Below are 16,491 nucleotides of genomic sequence, written 5' to 3'. Positions count from 1 at the left end.
ATAATGGTTTTAAGTCATTAGAACACCTAAAGGAGGAAAAGTATGGCTTATCGTAAAACTCTATTAATCAGTTTGTTTTCTCTTTCAGCAATTTCAAATGCTTTGGCTTTGAATGGCTCCGTACCTTTTGAAGCGCCAAATGATAATGGTGCTCCATTAATGAAATCAACTGACCCCGGCGCTGAAAAATACAGAACCGTTGGTAAATTAAATGGCTACTCACACTGTACTGCAACTTTAATTGCCGGTGAAAATGCACCTGATAAAAATACTCCCGCATTGATACTGACCGCCGGTCATTGTGTAGACAGTAATGTAGGCACAAATGACGTGGCGGTTGATCAACCGGCCCCTGATTATTGGAAATATACTCCGGACTACTTCATTGATAAAAAGGACAACCTTTCTCCGGTTAAAGTCAACCGTATCTTGTATTCAACGATGAAGAACGAAGATATCGCGGTATTAGAGCTGAAAGCAACTTATGGTGAATTAGCCCAAAAAGGCTACTATCCGATGAAGTTGAAGAAAAATCTTGAGATGAAACAGCAACCTATTGTGTTAACTCATATTCCTGTCAATAACGTTGATTACAATTACGCTTATCTCAGAAAATCCGAGTGTAATATTACTGGAAAGTCTCCAGAATTGTATGAAGGTGGCTCGCCATGGTTTTGGTCTCCGGTTTTCTCGGTTAACTGCGCTGGTGTAGTCGGTGGAAGCTCCGGTTCCCCTGTTTTTGAGAAAGGTCAAACAAACGTAATTGGGGTGCTTAATACAACGACAGAATCTGGGATGACGGGTTGTGGGGGTAACAGACCTTGTATTATTGAGAACAATAAAGGTGTTCCACAGGAAGGTATTAGCTATTTCATTCCTGTAGATAACATTGCGAATGCACTCACAAAAGATAGCAAACTTGACCTGTCTAAACTCCAAAACGGCAGTGGTGATGTTCTGGAAAAAACGAATTTCTGGTCACCGTGGATATCTCAGAGTGTTGATCCTACTAGCGGAGAGAAAGCAAAATGGGATGTTGTTATCAAGGAAAAAGCCAACGTCAAGAATATTCGATATAAAACAGGCTTAATCAGTGAAGTGAATTGTGCAGATGAAGCCGGATATGGTGCTCCCATTCTTGCTAGCCAGAATCCGCTACAAAACTTGTTACTTCCGGAAAAAGATGGGATCTACAAGCTTTGTGTGATTAACCAGAATAACGATGGTCAATGGCAGAAAACTAAAGATGCGTCAATCATGTTGCGGGAAATTGATAATACCCCACCCTCAATTAAACCCACTTTGCATGTCAATGATTATGGGAATGGTGCCTGGACTGTAACGGCTGAACCCCGTCCATATGAGCTCGGAAGTATATTTGTCAAATATGGCCCTAAAGCGACAACTCATTGTGATGATAAAGCAGCTTACAGTTTCTTCTGGAGACCCGTAAATCTGGATAAATCTAAAGCTCCATGGCGCGTCTGTGCATATGGTGAAGATACAGCAAAAAATGCCGGCCCGATTAATGTACTTGATTTTGATTCTACTATTGCTGAGTAAATAGCTATCTAGAAAATTGGAAATGTGGGACAATAAAACACCATTGTCCCATTTTTTCTGATAGTATCATTTTTATCCTCTCCCGAATATCTTGTCGTTCTCTATACCACCACTACTTTATCAATCCTGAATATTCCCGCTGAAATCTCTTTCAGTCAAATGTCCATCAATCAACTACTTGAATCCTATTTCTATTAAAGGAGGCTTGAATATGCCATCGCGTACTATTCCACCTGCCATTTTGCCTATATTTTCATTTGCTGTATTTTTCATCGGTGTGACAGAATTTATGTTATCTCCTATGCTCAAGCCCTTGGCTGAAGCATTTAAAACGACAACAGATAAATCGGTTTGGCTGGTATCCGGGTATGTTTTTGCTTATGCACTTGCTGCACCGGTTTTTGGTTGGTTATCTGATCGAATAAACCGGCGCAAATTATTGTTAGCATCCCTGCTATTTCTTGCCCTTGATGGTTTGGCATTAACCGTGGCTCCCAATCTGGAAATTGCAATTGGATTGCGTATCTTTGGTGGCATTGCTTCAGCCGCTTTGATTCCAACTATCTTTGCGTTAATTGCGGAAATTTTTCCACTCCACAAACAAGCGTCAGCGATGGGGATCGTCATGCTCGGTATGACTGGTGGTATAGCAGGCGGTCCTATTTTTGCCGGTATTTTAACGGAATTATCTGGCTGGCGGACACCATTTCTGATAAGTGCAATTGGGTGTCTTTTACTCTGCATTTTAAGCAAAAAATATATTCCAGACCTGATTAATATTCGAAAAGCGGAGCCTCAGACAGTCGCATTTCAATGGGTACATCAAGGCAATTTAATACTCCCTCTCATTGCAAAAGGGCTTTGGAATGGAACGGCAGTATCCACTTTTATTCTGGCTGGAGAGGTTCTAAGACAGCATTATGGATTGGGAACAGGAGCAATTGGCCTATCCGTTTCTGCCTTTGGTATTGGACTTGGCTTGGGTAATCTGTTCGTAAGTATTGTAAAAAAGTTGTATGTCAGAGATGAATGGATTCTTTTACTGGCAACAGTATTACTGTTTCTCACTATTTCTGTATTTATGCTAATGCCGCTGTCCCTGTTTTTCAGCCTTGGTTGTTTGATGTTATGGGGGTGGGCGCTTGGCCTTGCAGCACCAATAAGCACTTCTATTTTAGCAAATCGGGCAGCACAGAACAGAGGTCAGATATTGGCAATTTCAGAAAGTATGAATAATCTGACAATTTTGTTTTTACTCCCTATTGCCACCAACTTACTGATACAGCATGGTGTTACGATAACTATGATAGCGCTGGGGAGCTGCTTTATAGTGGGAATCGGGCTGTCACTACGGGATTTTATAGTGACACTGTCACTTACTCATCACTATAAGAATGGCAAAACTTAGAAAATCGTGAATAAGTTGCACTAAACTCTTTTTTTAACCATTCAAGAAAGATAATTTGCGGTGTATTGGCAGAAAAAGTATCGGGTGATATCAGGTAATAAGCTGAACCATCTGGAATGAAGCCATAAGGAGCGCTTACCCGTTTGTCGCTCAACTCTTGTTCAATCATGTATATCGAGCTTATTCCAACACCATGGCCGGCCATCACCGCTTCCAATAGAATATAAAAGTGTTCAAACCAGTGTTCGTGACGTTTTGAGATAACGCACTGAGTTCCTGACATCCAATTATTCCACGCTTCAGGACGGGTATGTGTATGCAGTAAAGTCATTGGCTGATTTGCAATAACATCGTTTTCTGCATCAGGTAAACAAATCGGGGCTATCCATTCTTTTCCCAAAATTTCAGCAAAGTAACGCTTATCCCAAATAAAATCATTTCGACGAATAGCTAAGTTAACTGAGTTTCGTGAAAAATCGATATTACCTCCACCAGCGACTAAATGGATTTCAATATCAGGATAATTTTTCTTAAATTTCATCAGATTGGGAATAAGCCACTTCATCATAATAGTGGGTTCACAAGAAACAACCAATCGCGTTGTTTGCAATGTTTGTTGAAGCCCATTAATTGTTAGTGTTAAAAGCCCGAAAGCTTGTTGACAGGCTTGTTTGAGTTTTTCACCTGCTGGTGTTAAAAAAAGCCCCCTATTCCTACGCTCAAATAATGCAACCCCCAAAGCCGCTTCTAATTGCCGGATCTGACGACTTACCGCACCCTGTGTCACAAACAACTCTTCAGCCGCTTTGACTAAATTTTGGTAACGAGCTGCGGCTTCGAACGCCCGTAATGAGTTCAGTGGAGGAAGGTTTCTCATTGCATTCCTTTATCGTTGATTTTTTCTCAATCATTCTAGCGCAAATTAATCGTTATTTTTTAGTCAAAAAATCAAGAGAATAAGTTATCAAAATATGACAACCAATACTTAGGAGACAAAATGACAGAGTTAATTGCTGTAGCCATTATTACCATCCTTGCGGTTATCAGCCCAGGAGCTGACTTTGCGATGATCACCCGTAACAGCTACCTGTATGGTCGACAAGCAGGCATATTGGCGGCATTTGGAATTGCTGTAGGTATCTTAGTGCATGTTACTTATACCATACTTGGGATTGGTATTTTGATTGCTCACTCTCATAATATTTTATTTGCTATAAAGGTTGTAGGGGCTATTTACCTTATCTACATTGGTTATAAGACACTCACATCAAAAACGAAAATTGACATTAGTATTGATATTAACTCCACAAAAAATGCCTCAATTGCCTCGTTTAGAACGGGTTTTCTGACAAATATATTAAACCCTAAAACAACACTTTTTGTTGTCAGCACATTTACTCAGATTGTTTCCCCATCGACTGGTATTAGCTTGCAAATGGGCTATGGGATTTTTATTTCTCTAATGCACCTTTTCTGGTTTGTTGGTGTTGCTATCCTCTTTTCCCACCAAAAGCTTAGGACGGCAATGCTAGAAAAACAAACAATGCTCAACCGAATCATTGGCGTTATTTTAATCGGATTGGGTGTTTCTTTAGGTGCAATTCCTATTGTTAACTGATAAAACTTAGCGATGAATTAATAGCAGCGTTAAGGGATCTCTATTATGCCAATCAACTTTAATGCAAAAGAAAACAGACATACTTATGTTGGCCGTGATGCTCAACAGGAATGGTATGATTTAATCCAAAAGCTGGTGGAACCTCGCGATAAGGAAATTGCAGATGTTGGCTGATGTGGCAGAAAATACTCACGGCCTTTCGAATGTCATGATCAAACAAGGAGATGCTCTTTGCACTGGTTTGCCTGATAGCAGTCAGGATATTGTTTTTGAAAGAGCGCTTATCCACCATATAACCCAAGAAAACAGAACAATATGTTTCGCTGAAGCCTATCGTTTATTACGTTCTGGTGGAATGTACATTTTACAGGACAGAACACTTCAGGATATCCAACTACCGGATTCACCTGAACATATTCGGGACTATATTTTTGATGTTTACCCTCACCTATATCATTTTGAAACCCAACGTAGGCCGGACAATATTGAAGTCATTAATGGACTAAAAGCAGTAGGATTTAAACAAGTTAAGGTGGTACCTTTTTTAGAAAAACACAACACCTATAAAAATTTTTCACAATTGGCAGCAGATTTTCAACTACGCAAAGGTCGCTCTATTTCGCACGAATTGAGCGATGAAGAAATCACTCACCTTATCAAACAGATGGAAAAATCGTTGGGTAACAAGACTGATATTGTTGAGAAAGACTTTTGGACAGTTTGGGTTGGCATAAAATAAGAAATATCAAATGAATATACCATAGTCTATGGTGATAAAAACGACAAGTCACTGGATGATAAACCATCGTGTTCATGCTAATTTACCCGGTTATTTGATGTTGATTCTTACTCCAGTCCATATATGGTCAATAAATTCCGGTATTTCTTGACCACCACATCATAGCAGAGGATCAGGTAGAAAGTGCACGTAGCAAATCACTAACCAAATGAACTGGTTGTCCAATCATACTTGTATTGCAAAAAATGGTGATAACCAACCAGCGACCATTAATATTCGGTATATAAACCGCCCAAGTGTTAAATCCTGGGCCCTCTCCACCATGACCGTATAAACCAGCCGTTCCCCAGTCCGGATCAATCATGAGACCTAGCCCATAACCTGGATTGGGGTAGAATGTCCCCACACTATAACCAATCGATATAAATTCACACATTTCATTCAGTAGGGCACGATCAATAAAATCACCATTAAATAGCGCTACGAAAAGTTGAGAAATATCTTCAGTGGTGGAAATTAATACTTCCGTCTGACACCAGCCAGGATGATAAAAAGTTGTAATATCCTCTAAAATTTCCTCATTATTCAATTTTCGACTATAGCCAGGCGTTAATTCACCTTTATCAATATCACTGGCCACACGCGTATTATGCAAATTCAGTGGTTTAATAATATGTTCATAGATATTCTGGCTATAACTCTCATTTGTTATTGTCTCAATCAGTTGGGATAACAATATATAGCCAGTGTTACTGTATTTCCAACCTTCCCCTGGCAAAAAATCTGGATCTAGCTCACTGGCACGACGTAATGTCTCCGTAGATTTCCAAGGTTGCCCTGGTTGCTCTTTTACAGCTGAATCATACTCAGAAAAATCCGTATAGTTTGGAATTCCCGAAGTATGATTGAGTAATTGCCGGATTGTTATTCCAGCAGAAAATCCCAAATCATCCAAGTACATGGTCACTTTTTCATCCAAAGCTATGTTCCCTTGTTTGACCAACTGAAGAATGCGTATAGCTGTGAATACTTTAGTAATACTGTAGATGTAACATTTTCTTAGGGGAACCAGAGGATTATCCATATCCAATCGCGTATAGCCACTTGCTCCATGCCAGTAATTGCCCTGAGAGTCCATCAATGAAACATTGCAGCCCAAACAGGGGGAAACTTTTTGCCAGCGATCCAGCGCATGTTGTAATGCTTTTTTATGAAAATGATATTTCACAAATTACCTCACATTAATATTAATCAGAATAGCAGGCTTATGAGGAGTCCAAAATTCTGGTTCACCGCTCACAAAACCGGCTTGAATCTTCGGCCATCACTCAGGTCGGCAGCAAAAGGAAACTCACCGGACGAACCGACATTGAAACGGAGATCAGTAACTCAAGGCACTGGCATTGATTACCCAAATGTCCCCCATCGCCTGGCAGCATATTTTGCTGAACTGGCATTATACCTTCCAGAGCGAGGGGAAAATTATTGACCTTGATGCCCTCGTGGCGGGGTTGAATTTAGGGTAACGGAATTTTCTGGAATTCCGACTTACAACCCCTTTTACATTCAACCATTTTTAATATTCAAATCTTGATTAAACAACGTTTGGACGTTTATCTATTAGACAAGTAATGGTGCATCCAAACTTGATTTCAATCGTGCTTTCTTCTCTTCTTCATCAGCCAACTGATTCAGTTTCTTAACAAAGATAGCTTGAAGCTGATTCCAGAACTCTTCAAAGTGCTCTTCATCACGTAAGCAATAAGTCATTACCGCTGCACGCAATACAAAGATACGGCGAACATTATCCCATTCACTGCGGCTAAAACCACACCGTTCTGCGTAGTGTCTTGGTGTATCACCATACTCTTTATAATCTAGTATGGTTGATGATGTGAGGAAGTCGTTGGTATAAGCTCGTCCTGTAGAATAGGAACACAGTTCATAAAGCCGCTTGTTGAGTGCATTGTGACTTTCTAGATTTTCGTTCCCTATTTCTTTGAATGTAAAATTAATCATATGAAAATCTGGGGATGGCATAACATGTACTTCAAACTGATGCTTACCTACTTCTATGGGTGACATATTTGCCAATTTATCTATTAATCTTTGTGCTGTAACGATACCAGCAGCAATGACTTTCCCATATCCGTTGATATTCAAAGGTAATAAGCGATGAGCGGCCCAAAGCGCTGCTGCGGTTGCTCCCGCTTTTGAACCTTCCATAATAGACGAACCAAGAATACCTCTATTGTTGACAACAGGGGTTGTGTTGTCATTTTTTTCTTCAAAAACATAAGCTGCACGAGAAGAGATCAAATCAAGAATGCGTTTGTCTTTCATACAAATTGCACCCGCAGCGTATTGAATGAAACCAACTTTATGGGGATCAACTGTAATTGAATCCACTTCTTTCAACGCCTTGAAGCTCTTATAAACTTCTGGCTTCGGCCAACTGATGTTTTCCGGCATAATGCCTATCGAACGATGACAATTAGCAAGCTCGTCATATTCAATAAATTCGCCCTGTTCATTCAGCAACATGGCGCAAGCGTATCCCGCGTAAGCTGCATCAACATGAATATAGAAAGATTCACCATAACGCTCTTCACACTCTTGCCTTAAGGCAATAACTTCATCAATTCTATCAATTGCACCAACCTCTGTCGTGCCAACCACAGAAATCATCGCTAAAATTGACTCACCTTGTTCGATTAACTCCAAGGTAATTTTCCGCATTTGAGCAACGTCAGTTTGATAATTTTCATTAACAGGTAATGGGATAATATTTTCCTGACCAATACCAAAGATATCTGCCGCTTTCATCCAAGAGTAATGTTTAGATTGTGGAACTAACAGTTTGCCTAATATTTCTGGTTTAGCGCCTGTACCACGACATGTCATATCACGTACTTCTTCAAAAACTCCGCGCTCTTGTAGTGTACTGATTAAATTCAAAATTTCAGCCGTTGGCATATTTTTCAATTGCTTTGGCGATTTATGGCTGACCAGATCTTTTGTTTTGGGATGTTGAGATATTGCAAAAGGTAATGTTTTTAAATTCCTGGCTACCCACAGTCCTTCATAATTCGCGACTGTACCGCCGGAGGTAATATGCCCCCAGGATTGATGCGGGTTATAACCAAACATACGGCAAAGATCTAATCCCGATTCAAGTTCTAGTTCTGTTGTTGTCGGGGAAGCTTCATAACTACAGTTATTCGGGTTGTACATCATGGCCATGACGTAAGCAAGATTAGAAACCATTAATGTATCGCTACTAATATGGCCAAGATAACGGGGAGAAAAGAAAGGAATTGACGAGTTTTTCAGTTTTGATGACAGTTGATTTAAGATCCCTTCTGTCCGGTAAAGTGTTTCTCTATAATTGTGTTCATAGCGATCAACAGATGTAATTAACGCAGAATCTCCAGGATGAAAACCTGAACGCCAGTACATATGTTCGTTAACCGCATAGTCCATCATCTCTCTAAAAAAAACCGCATTCTCTGATTTTGGTCCTAAAAATAACGCATCTACATTTAAATTAGGATGAAGTGGTTTAGTCATAATTACGCAGCCTTTTAACTGATTCTTTGTGTTTTGTAGTAAGGTCGTTTTATAAACTTATTAATAATTTGTTTTTGTTTTCTATGGTTAATGACAAACCCATATGGCGGTTATAAAAAACACCTACAATAACTAATTAAAATAAATTGTTTGATTTTCAATCAATGCAAAAAAACTTTCTGCAACATATGCAAATCAATCTATTTTTATAGATATAAAACATAGTTCTTAGAATATTAATAATAAGTTAATATTAATCTTTAAATTTGTGCGCTACAACAAAGAAATGAGAAGAATACCTCATATTATTATGATGAAAATATCACGTATAGAAATTATAAATATGACACTGTTCACACATAACAGGATCGGTGACGTTGTCACTGACCCTGTTATGCAGAACGTAAGGCGAAGGATAATCAATGGAAGTAGTATGAATTATCTATCATAAGTTGCACATAACAAAAAATGTATATTGATTAACCAATTCGGCGATAAATATGAGCATCGAACCGACAATAATATAATAAGTCTTATTAATCAGCAGGTTATCTCTCCCCTTCCATAAGGCATAAATCCAGGTTGCCATTGCAATAATATATAAGCACCATGAGAGCATTTTTAGTCCAAAGGCACTTTTGATATTAAGTTCAGTTTGGTGTGGGAAGATCATATTATCATTAACCATCGTGACTTCTGCTAACCATTCCATATAGGCCGGATGCTCAATCAATCGTACAGTAACACTGATAAAAACAACAAAGAGAGCTGCCATCACTAGCTTAGTAGGTAATTTTCCTCGAATAAATTTCCTTAACGGACAGGCGATAAGTGATAAAGCCAATGCAGGGCCTAAAGTAAATACGGCACCATAGAACAGAAAATAGGTATTGATGTTCGTCCATGTAACCATGTCACTATTGACGTAAATAATCGCCATATAGTGAATATCAATGACTCCAATGATGCCAATTGCCAACATGATATAAACATAAACCCGCTTTCTAAACGCAACAAAAAGTGTATGTAGTACAAGCAAACCAAAATAGACAGCAGCAAAGATCGTTTCTATGTCCATCCAATCCTGCTTAACATTGTGTAACGATTGGTAAACATTAGGTGGATATTCCCAAATGTTTAAAGAGGAGATAAACCCGATACCTGCCAGTACACTACTTATTAAATATATTTTTAATAATGTTTTTTGCACAAGAATAGTTACTGAATGTTGCCATGTGTTTAGTTCGTGCTTAAACCAGTAAACATAAAGTACACTCATCAGTGCAAGCCCCACAGAACTTTGCACTATCATTGTAAATGCAATTAACAACCACTCACTCATGTCAATCCTATTCCATTTATCTGTAACCAAACAACATCATCAACGCGTATTATATCCATACATTATTAATTAAATTTCAGTTTAATTGAGATATTATATTGAATGGTTAAAGTTTTACGCAAGTTCGACGTTAATCCAAAAAAATTTCATCTTTTTTCACTAGTGATGATATATGCCGTGATTAATGCGAGTATCTGGCTCTTACCAGAGCTACCTAAATATGTTAAATTTACACATATCAATCACTTCTAATGAGCACTCCCTATGATCCCGGAAAAACGTATTATTCGTCGGATTCAATCTGGTGGTTGCGCAATCCACTGTCAGGATTGTAGCATTAGCCAGCTCTGTATTCCTTTTACCTTAAATGAACATGAGCTTGATCAGCTTGATAATATCATCGAGCGTAAGAAACCCATCCAGAAAGGGCAAACCTTGTTCAAAGCTGGTGATTCATTGAAAGCACTCTATGCCATCCGTTCAGGAACCATCAAAAGTTATACAATTACTGAAGAAGGCGACGAACAAATTACGGGTTTCCATCTTGCTGGTGATCTAGTTGGTTTTGATGCAATCATTAACACTGAACACCCAAGCTTTGCTCAAGCGCTTGAAACATCAATGGTATGTGAAATCCCATTTGAAACGCTGGATGACCTTTCAGGAAAAATGCCTAATCTCCGCCAGCAGATGATGCGTTTGATGAGTGGAGAAATCAAAGGTGATCAAGAGATGATCCTGTTGCTGTCCAAAAAGAACGCTGAAGAAAGACTGGCTGCATTTGTCTATAATTTGTCACGTCGCTTTGCGCAACGTGGTTTCTCACCTCGTGAATTCCGCCTGACAATGACTCGTGGCGACATCGGTAATTACTTAGGCTTGACCGTTGAAACCATTAGTCGCCTGCTTGGTCGTTTCCAGAAGAATGGTATCCTGGCTGTCAAAGGTAAGTATATCGCTGTCGAAGATATGGATAAATTGACCGAACTGGCTGGTAAAGCTCCCGCCAAAGTTTCCTGACGTTATCTAAAATTTAAGCCAGATCACTATATTTTGCTGATCTGGCATTCTTTTACCCTGTTATAGTTGTCCATATTGGTTTATCTTCTGTATTAAAGAGGCATCCAGACTCTACGAGGAATTCAGTATGGCAAACTACCAAAACCTCTTGGTCGCAATTGATCCCAATCAGGATGATCAACCTGCATTAAGGCGGGCCGTTTATATCGTGCAACGCAATGGCGGCCGCATTAAAGCATTTTTACCTATTTATGACCTTTCATATGAAATGACTACCCTGCTTTCTCCTGAAGAAAGAAACGCAATGCGGAAAGGTGTGATTGGTCAACGAGTCGCTTGGATAAAGCAGCAAGCCCATTATTATCTTGAATCAGGAATTGATATTGAGATTAAAGTGGTTTGGCATAATCGTTCTTATGAAGCCATTATTCAAGAAGTTATCACTGGCAATCATGATTTATTATTGAAAATGGCCCACCAACATTCCCGGTTGGAGTCAATGATTTTTACTCCACTGGACTGGCATCTGCTACGCAAAAGTCCTTGCCCTGTCTGGATGGTAAAAGATCAAGTATGGCCAGAAAATGGTTCTGCTGTGGTTGCAGTCAATTTATCCAATGAAGAGCCTTATCATAATAAATTGAATCTAAAATTAGTGCGTGAAACACAAGATCTCGCCAATCGCATTGTAAAAGATCCCTTGATTCATCTCGTTAATGCTTATCCAACCGCCCCTTTAAATATTGCAACTGAATTGCCTGATTTTGACCCTAATGTGTACAATCAGGCATTACGTGGTCAACATTTGATTGCAATGAAAGAGTTGCGACAGAAATTCCATATCAGTGAACAACAAACCCACGTTCATGAAGGTGTACCGGAAAAAGTGATTCCTGAAATATGTGATGAATTAAATGCAGGTGTGGTTGTTTTAGGCATCCTTGGCCGAACTGGGTTATCAGCCGCATTTCTTGGTAATACCGCCGAACATGTTATCGATCGGCTTAAATGTGATTTGTTAGCTATAAAACCTGATGGGTTTGTTTGCCCTATCAAGGTAGATGAAGAATAACGAGATTGATAAATGATAGAAGCTCGTTGATAATTAATAAATGAATTGCCCGAAATAAAGTTCGGGCAATTTCACATTTTAATTCATTTAATGCTTTTAATTTCTTTTGTTTCTTTTTTACGAAAAACCAGAGCTAAACCAATTATTATAGAGATCATTCCAAGAATACTTAAAGCAGATAACGTATTACCTAAAAATAAATAATCCATTATTGCTGTTACCCCTGGAACAAGATAAAACAAGCTAGTGACATTGACTAAATTACCCGCTCTGATAAGACGATAAAGTAATAATTGAGCAACGACAGAAATGACTAAACCAAGCCACAATGCAGGCACAATAAAACCTATAACGGGTTCAATATGAAAAGGCTTAAAAGGAATAAATAACAGGCAAAGTAATAAACTTACGCCATATTGCAATGGCAATACTTCAGAGGGGGCTTGATGAATTTGTTTCTGAAAAATAGCACCGATGCTCATACAGAACAGGGCCGCTAAGGCAAAAAAAGTGCCTGAAAAGGAAAATTCAGTCAATACCAAGCCTTGAAATACCACCAGCATTAATCCCATGAAAGATAGGATTAATCCCATTAAACGGTAAGCAGTGAAATGCCTTTCCATCACCCAAAGTGTAATAATTGGCTGAATTCCCATCACTGTAGCTAAAATACCGGGGGTTATTCCATGTTCCAATGCCAGAAAATAAAAAACAGAATATCCGCCAATGATCAATAACCCCACAGAGGCAACTTTTTTTCTACTCCCTGAAGCTGGAAGATAACGTTTTTTGAACATGCAGAGTACTAATAAAAACAAGAAAGCAATTGCAAAACGTACCGTCAAAATGGCAAAAGAAGAACTATGATCCAGTCCCCAACGGGAAAAAATGGCACCACTACTCCATAATAAAACAAAGAGAGAAGTTGAACCGTAGGTACTCCAAAGTGTTTTTGAGGTCATACAAGTACACCCATCATAATATTTATTAAAAACCAGAAATTAACACTGAATGAAACAGTCGGCTGATCAACCCCTGATACAGGAATTTTTTGAATCCATAAAAAGTGTGTCTCTGTTTGGTAGTTACTCTTCCTGTCAGAAATTTAAATTTCTAGCAGCATTCTTCAAGCGTTCATCCCCACGTCGATCATATTTCTGGGTTGTGGTAATACTTGAATGCCCCATCGCATCTTTGACGGTTACGATATCTTCACCATTATCCAACATGGCTGATGCAAAAGTTCTGCGCAGATCATGTGGGGCAAACTTTTCCAATCCACTCTCTATTCTGCGTATCTCAAGGATGTGATAAATAGCTTGATCTGATAAACGGTTATCAGTTACGTCATCATGGCGACGAATTCGGGTAAAAAGCGGACCGGCATGATCTCCGCGAACTTCATCTATCCAACGATTTAAACGTTCCCATGTTCCTTCCGGCATATAAGATAAGCGTTCTTTATTCCCTTTTCCCATTACCCTTAATGCTTGTTCGCGACGAATAATGTGTTTCATATCTAACGAAACAATTTCTGAGCGTCTCAGCCCACAACCTAAAAGCACTCCAATAATCGCCGCGTCACGTAATCCTTTTGTGCTAACATCATTTTCGCAGGTAAAAAACAGATCCTTTATTTCATAACGCTCAAGCGCCCTGCCTTTTGGCAACCGATTCCCCCTGACAGACCGCACTTGTCTTATATGTTGAAAATTATCAGTGTCGAGTTGTTTCATTGTCCAGGCTTCCAATGCAACCCCTTTCAAAGCAGAAAGATAAGTATTAATTGTTGCCGGCGCTTTACCCGAATCTGCAAGCATTTCCATAATTGCCTGGACATGGTGACGACGGAGTGCATGCCAAGTACAGTCCCGCACATTTTGGTATCCCAACATTTTTGCCACGATATCCAAAAATGATTTCATCGTTTGGCGACTGCGTTTTGAGCCAAGACTGACAAGATATGCAATTGCGGGGTTTTCATATATCTGCTTTCCCGATGCTGATAATGACATCAGCTTACCCTGATTTTGTTGAGAGTCGGTTAGCACGATAAGTGATTTTTTATCACTACTATTTTTATGGTTATTTTGATTATTCAAAGCTACCTCCCGACTTCAATGTCTATAGTTCGCCAAAACATAATCCATTGATAGAGTTCGAACGGAACAAGCATTTCCATTTTCCTATCCTTGATAGTTTATTTTTAACGCAATTTAAGTGCATCTTAGCGGTTATGCTACGTAAAAATCACGGCTAATTACTCACACCATCTTATTCAATAAATCTTACTTTTTCAAATGTATCTTTTAATAAGTAGAATAGATATAGATTCCTGATGTTTATATAACCATTTGTATAATAACAATAAAATTTGTCAGTAAGAGATCAAACAAAAATACTCAACAACCACTTAATCACTAGTCTGTGAACGGTGCTCTGTGCTCACTACACCTTTTAAGGTCCTAATTTCAAATGATTCACATGTCTGGCGAACTAACTCCCGCTCCCGTATTCAACCCGTTGATGGTGATATATAATTCCCCTTTTTTCGGAGAAATTAAATGGCGACGGTTGAAGTAAAATGTCGACGGTTGAAGTAAAATGTCGATTTTGTCAACAAACAGAATTCGTCAACAATCTTCTTATTTTTCTCTGCGTGATGGAGAAATCTGAAATTACGGCGTACCCCCAAAGCCTAATCGAGAGCATAAAAAAACTGGCAATGTGTCAGGAAGACATCTATGACCTTTGACACTTTATGTCAATTAAATGTCATTTAATGACAGCCGGAACCTCATCCAAACTCTATATACTAACTTTAATGCAATATCTAAAATATGGAATGTCTCTTTTCAGGAAGATTTAATCCTTACACTTATTTTAATTAACTCATCTCAGGGAATGGTGGCAGGTATAACTTTCTCCTCATCATATTTGCATGAAACATGCATTGGATTAGGTTGCAAGAGACAAACCTGTTAATTCATTTTTTAATTAATGGATTAGGATATATGTTTTCTAAAGAGTATTCTGGATTTTCGTCGGCCAAAGAAAAAACACACACTCAAAAATTTAACCCCTCAACATTTGATGGGTATGCAGGACTCTATGAAAAGATGAGCTCCTGGCCCTACCGTAAAGAATTAGAGCTGCCAACACTAGAAAATTTATTGGGAGACTTATCCGGTCTGAATGTGCTGGATTTCGGATGTGGCCCGGGTGCCATTACACGCTGGCTGAAAGTTCGAAAAGCCAAATGTATTGTTGGTCAGGATATTTCCGAAGGCATGCTCAATTATGCACTTCGCCGCGAAGAAAAAGAAAAGGATGATATTAGATATATTTCAAAGATTAGTGAAGATTATAACGAATATTTCGATGTCGTTCTTGCTGTTTATGTGATGCCCTATGCAGCTAACCACGAAGAATTACTAAACATGAGCCAAACCATGGCCAGGGTATTAAAGCCAGGTGGCCAATTAATCACACTCCCTATCCATCCACAGTTTAACGCAGATCCGGAATTTTATCGTCCCTTTGGTTTTCGCCTGATTGAAGAGCAACCTCGTGCGGATGGAAGCCCTGTTCGACTTCATATCTGTCAGACACCGTACGATATCAATATCCAAGCCTACTATTGGTCGCATTCAACATTAGAAAATACACTGCAACAGTCCGGTTTCCATGCGATAAACTGGAAGCCATTGAATATACCCGCTAGTCCGGACTTACTGAACCTTTCTCCCTATGTTAAATGCCCGCATGCAGCCATCATTGAAGGTATCAAGGGGGAGGCATGCTAAGTTATTTGGGGCAATATTCTGTCTCCAGCATTGAACATATTGACAGACATGAGTGGGATGCGCTGGTCACCGACAATGATTTTTTCTACAGTTACGGCTGGTTAGCCGGGTTAAATTACGCTTTGGTCAGACGGATGTTTTTGCCCTGAACGGAAATACCGGGGTGTTGGGCGGTTACGCTTTATGGAAAGGTGAAAATCGTCCAAGGCTGTTGTACCTAATGATATTTTTTTACTTTTTTTACGTGATGCTCAACTTTAACAGCCTATAACATGGGCTTGTTGAAGCCAGTCGCGTTGCCTTTTACCTTGTTTAAAATTGGCAAAAATACCCAACGTGTGAGAAAGCAGCTT

At 39.2% G+C, this 16,491-nt stretch carries 15 protein-coding genes and 3 pseudogenes; 10 read left to right on the top strand and 8 right to left on the bottom strand.

Annotated elements, in window-relative coordinates:
• The first annotated feature begins 42 nt into the window (after positions 1-42).
• The gene (locus AAC854_RS05485) at positions 43-1,563 is read left to right on the top strand and encodes a trypsin-like serine peptidase (RefSeq protein ID WP_340616223.1); all 1,521 of its coding nucleotides are present in this window, start codon (positions 43-45) and stop codon (positions 1,561-1,563) included.
• Between the two features lie 211 nt (positions 1,564-1,774).
• Entirely contained in the window at positions 1,775-2,971 is a 1,197-nt protein-coding gene (locus AAC854_RS05480; RefSeq protein ID WP_340616222.1) for an MFS transporter, read from the top strand.
• Here AAC854_RS05480 and AAC854_RS05475 read toward each other — a convergent pair.
• Complete coding sequence (locus tag AAC854_RS05475) at positions 2,940-3,848, bottom strand: LysR family transcriptional regulator (RefSeq protein WP_340616221.1); 909 nt, start codon at positions 3,846-3,848, stop codon at positions 2,940-2,942. The genes AAC854_RS05480 and AAC854_RS05475 overlap by 32 nt on opposite strands.
• A gap of 120 nt (positions 3,849-3,968) precedes the next feature.
• Here AAC854_RS05475 and AAC854_RS05470 point away from each other — a divergent pair, with 120 nt between their 5' ends.
• Genes AAC854_RS05470 through AAC854_RS05460 form a run of 3 tightly spaced genes read left to right on the top strand, consistent with a single transcriptional unit; the run spans position 3,969 to position 5,328 of the window.
• On the top strand, positions 3,969-4,589 hold the full coding sequence (locus tag AAC854_RS05470; protein WP_340616220.1) for a LysE family translocator: 621 nt from the start codon (positions 3,969-3,971) through the stop codon (positions 4,587-4,589).
• A gap of 45 nt (positions 4,590-4,634) precedes the next feature.
• Complete coding sequence (locus tag AAC854_RS05465) at positions 4,635-4,763, top strand: hypothetical protein (RefSeq protein WP_340616219.1); 129 nt, start codon at positions 4,635-4,637, stop codon at positions 4,761-4,763.
• Entirely contained in the window at positions 4,753-5,328 is a 576-nt protein-coding gene (locus AAC854_RS05460; protein ID WP_340616218.1) for a class I SAM-dependent methyltransferase, read from the top strand. The genes AAC854_RS05465 and AAC854_RS05460 overlap by 11 nt, the downstream gene beginning before the upstream one ends.
• A 172-nt stretch (positions 5,329-5,500) precedes the next feature.
• Here AAC854_RS05460 and AAC854_RS05455 read toward each other — a convergent pair whose 3' ends face one another.
• A complete protein-coding gene (locus tag AAC854_RS05455) occupies positions 5,501-6,556 on the bottom strand; it encodes a serine hydrolase domain-containing protein (protein WP_340616217.1) in 1,056 nt (351 codons plus the stop codon).
• Between the two features lie 59 nt (positions 6,557-6,615).
• Between AAC854_RS05455 and AAC854_RS05450 the strand changes: the two are divergent.
• Positions 6,616-6,854 (top strand): annotated as a pseudogene (locus AAC854_RS05450) (hypothetical protein); the annotation flags it as partial.
• Positions 6,855-6,948: 94 nt separating this feature from the next.
• Here the strand turns inward: AAC854_RS05450 and AAC854_RS05445 are convergent.
• On the bottom strand, positions 6,949-8,898 hold the full coding sequence (locus AAC854_RS05445) for a pyridoxal phosphate-dependent decarboxylase family protein (protein ID WP_340616216.1): 1,950 nt from the start codon (positions 8,896-8,898) through the stop codon (positions 6,949-6,951).
• Between the two features lie 445 nt (positions 8,899-9,343).
• Positions 9,344-10,240, bottom strand: a complete 897-nt coding sequence (locus tag AAC854_RS05440; RefSeq protein ID WP_340616215.1) for a dimethyl sulfoxide reductase anchor subunit family protein — start codon at positions 10,238-10,240, stop codon at positions 9,344-9,346.
• A gap of 264 nt (positions 10,241-10,504) precedes the next feature.
• On the opposite strand from AAC854_RS05440, the gene AAC854_RS05435 reads away from it, so the two are divergent.
• Together AAC854_RS05435 and uspE are read left to right on the top strand one after the other, a co-directional pair.
• Positions 10,505-11,260, top strand: a complete 756-nt coding sequence (locus AAC854_RS05435; protein ID WP_340616214.1) for an FNR family transcription factor — start codon at positions 10,505-10,507, stop codon at positions 11,258-11,260.
• 127 nt (positions 11,261-11,387) lie between these two features.
• Positions 11,388-12,332, top strand: coding sequence for a universal stress protein UspE (gene uspE, locus AAC854_RS05430; RefSeq protein ID WP_340616213.1), 945 nt, complete (start codon positions 11,388-11,390; stop codon positions 12,330-12,332).
• Positions 12,333-12,415: 83 nt separating this feature from the next.
• Here uspE and AAC854_RS05425 read toward each other — a convergent pair whose 3' ends face one another.
• From AAC854_RS05425 to AAC854_RS05415, 3 genes and pseudogenes are all read right to left on the bottom strand, one after another.
• Positions 12,416-13,294 (bottom strand): DMT family transporter, encoded by an 879-nt coding sequence (locus AAC854_RS05425; protein ID WP_340616212.1) that lies wholly within the window; start codon positions 13,292-13,294, stop codon positions 12,416-12,418.
• A 135-nt stretch (positions 13,295-13,429) separates the two neighbouring features.
• Positions 13,430-14,347 (bottom strand): tyrosine-type recombinase/integrase, encoded by a 918-nt coding sequence (locus tag AAC854_RS05420; protein ID WP_340616263.1) that lies wholly within the window; start codon positions 14,345-14,347, stop codon positions 13,430-13,432.
• 419 nt (positions 14,348-14,766) lie between these two features.
• Positions 14,767-14,844 (bottom strand): annotated as a pseudogene (locus tag AAC854_RS05415) (IS200/IS605 family transposase); the annotation flags it as partial.
• A 502-nt stretch (positions 14,845-15,346) separates the two neighbouring features.
• Here AAC854_RS05415 and AAC854_RS05410 point away from each other — a divergent pair.
• Positions 15,347-16,138 carry a class I SAM-dependent methyltransferase gene (locus AAC854_RS05410; RefSeq protein ID WP_340616211.1) on the top strand — a complete coding sequence of 264 codons (792 nt, stop codon included), beginning with the start codon at positions 15,347-15,349 and terminating at the stop codon, positions 16,136-16,138.
• The gene (locus AAC854_RS05405) at positions 16,132-16,287 is read left to right on the top strand and encodes a hypothetical protein (protein ID WP_340616210.1); all 156 of its coding nucleotides are present in this window, start codon (positions 16,132-16,134) and stop codon (positions 16,285-16,287) included. The genes AAC854_RS05410 and AAC854_RS05405 overlap by 7 nt, the downstream gene beginning before the upstream one ends.
• Positions 16,288-16,395: 108 nt before the next feature.
• Here the strand turns inward: AAC854_RS05405 and AAC854_RS24225 are convergent.
• Positions 16,396-16,491 (bottom strand): annotated as a pseudogene (locus tag AAC854_RS24225) (IS982 family transposase); the annotation flags it as partial.

It is taken from the genome of Xenorhabdus entomophaga (assembly GCF_037996725.1).
Taxonomy (GTDB): Bacteria; Pseudomonadota; Gammaproteobacteria; order Enterobacterales; family Enterobacteriaceae; genus Xenorhabdus; species Xenorhabdus khoisanae.
This window is presented reverse-complemented; position numbering and strand designations above follow the sequence as displayed.

Excerpts from the sequence above, each read along its gene's own strand:
- AAC854_RS05485 (WP_340616223.1), top strand. The coding sequence starts at position 43 with ATGGCTTATCGTAAAACTCTATTAATCAGTTTGTTTTCTCTTTCAGCA.
- AAC854_RS05480 (WP_340616222.1), top strand. The coding sequence starts at position 1,775 with ATGCCATCGCGTACTATTCCACCTGCCATTTTGCCTATATTTTCATTT.
- AAC854_RS05475 (WP_340616221.1), bottom strand. The coding sequence starts at position 3,848 with ATGAGAAACCTTCCTCCACTGAACTCATTACGGGCGTTCGAAGCCGCA.
- AAC854_RS05470 (WP_340616220.1), top strand. The coding sequence starts at position 3,969 with ATGACAGAGTTAATTGCTGTAGCCATTATTACCATCCTTGCGGTTATC.
- AAC854_RS05465 (WP_340616219.1), top strand. The coding sequence starts at position 4,635 with ATGCCAATCAACTTTAATGCAAAAGAAAACAGACATACTTATGTTGGC.
- AAC854_RS05460 (WP_340616218.1), top strand. The coding sequence starts at position 4,753 with ATGTTGGCTGATGTGGCAGAAAATACTCACGGCCTTTCGAATGTCATG.
- AAC854_RS05445 (WP_340616216.1), bottom strand. The coding sequence starts at position 8,898 with ATGACTAAACCACTTCATCCTAATTTAAATGTAGATGCGTTATTTTTA.
- AAC854_RS05440 (WP_340616215.1), bottom strand. The coding sequence starts at position 10,240 with ATGAGTGAGTGGTTGTTAATTGCATTTACAATGATAGTGCAAAGTTCT.
- AAC854_RS05435 (WP_340616214.1), top strand. The coding sequence starts at position 10,505 with ATGATCCCGGAAAAACGTATTATTCGTCGGATTCAATCTGGTGGTTGC.
- uspE (WP_340616213.1), top strand. The coding sequence starts at position 11,388 with ATGGCAAACTACCAAAACCTCTTGGTCGCAATTGATCCCAATCAGGAT.
- AAC854_RS05425 (WP_340616212.1), bottom strand. The coding sequence starts at position 13,294 with ATGACCTCAAAAACACTTTGGAGTACCTACGGTTCAACTTCTCTCTTT.
- AAC854_RS05420 (WP_340616263.1), bottom strand. The coding sequence starts at position 14,347 with ATGTCATTATCAGCATCGGGAAAGCAGATATATGAAAACCCCGCAATT.
- AAC854_RS05410 (WP_340616211.1), top strand. The coding sequence starts at position 15,347 with ATGTTTTCTAAAGAGTATTCTGGATTTTCGTCGGCCAAAGAAAAAACA.
- AAC854_RS05405 (WP_340616210.1), top strand. The coding sequence starts at position 16,132 with ATGCTAAGTTATTTGGGGCAATATTCTGTCTCCAGCATTGAACATATT.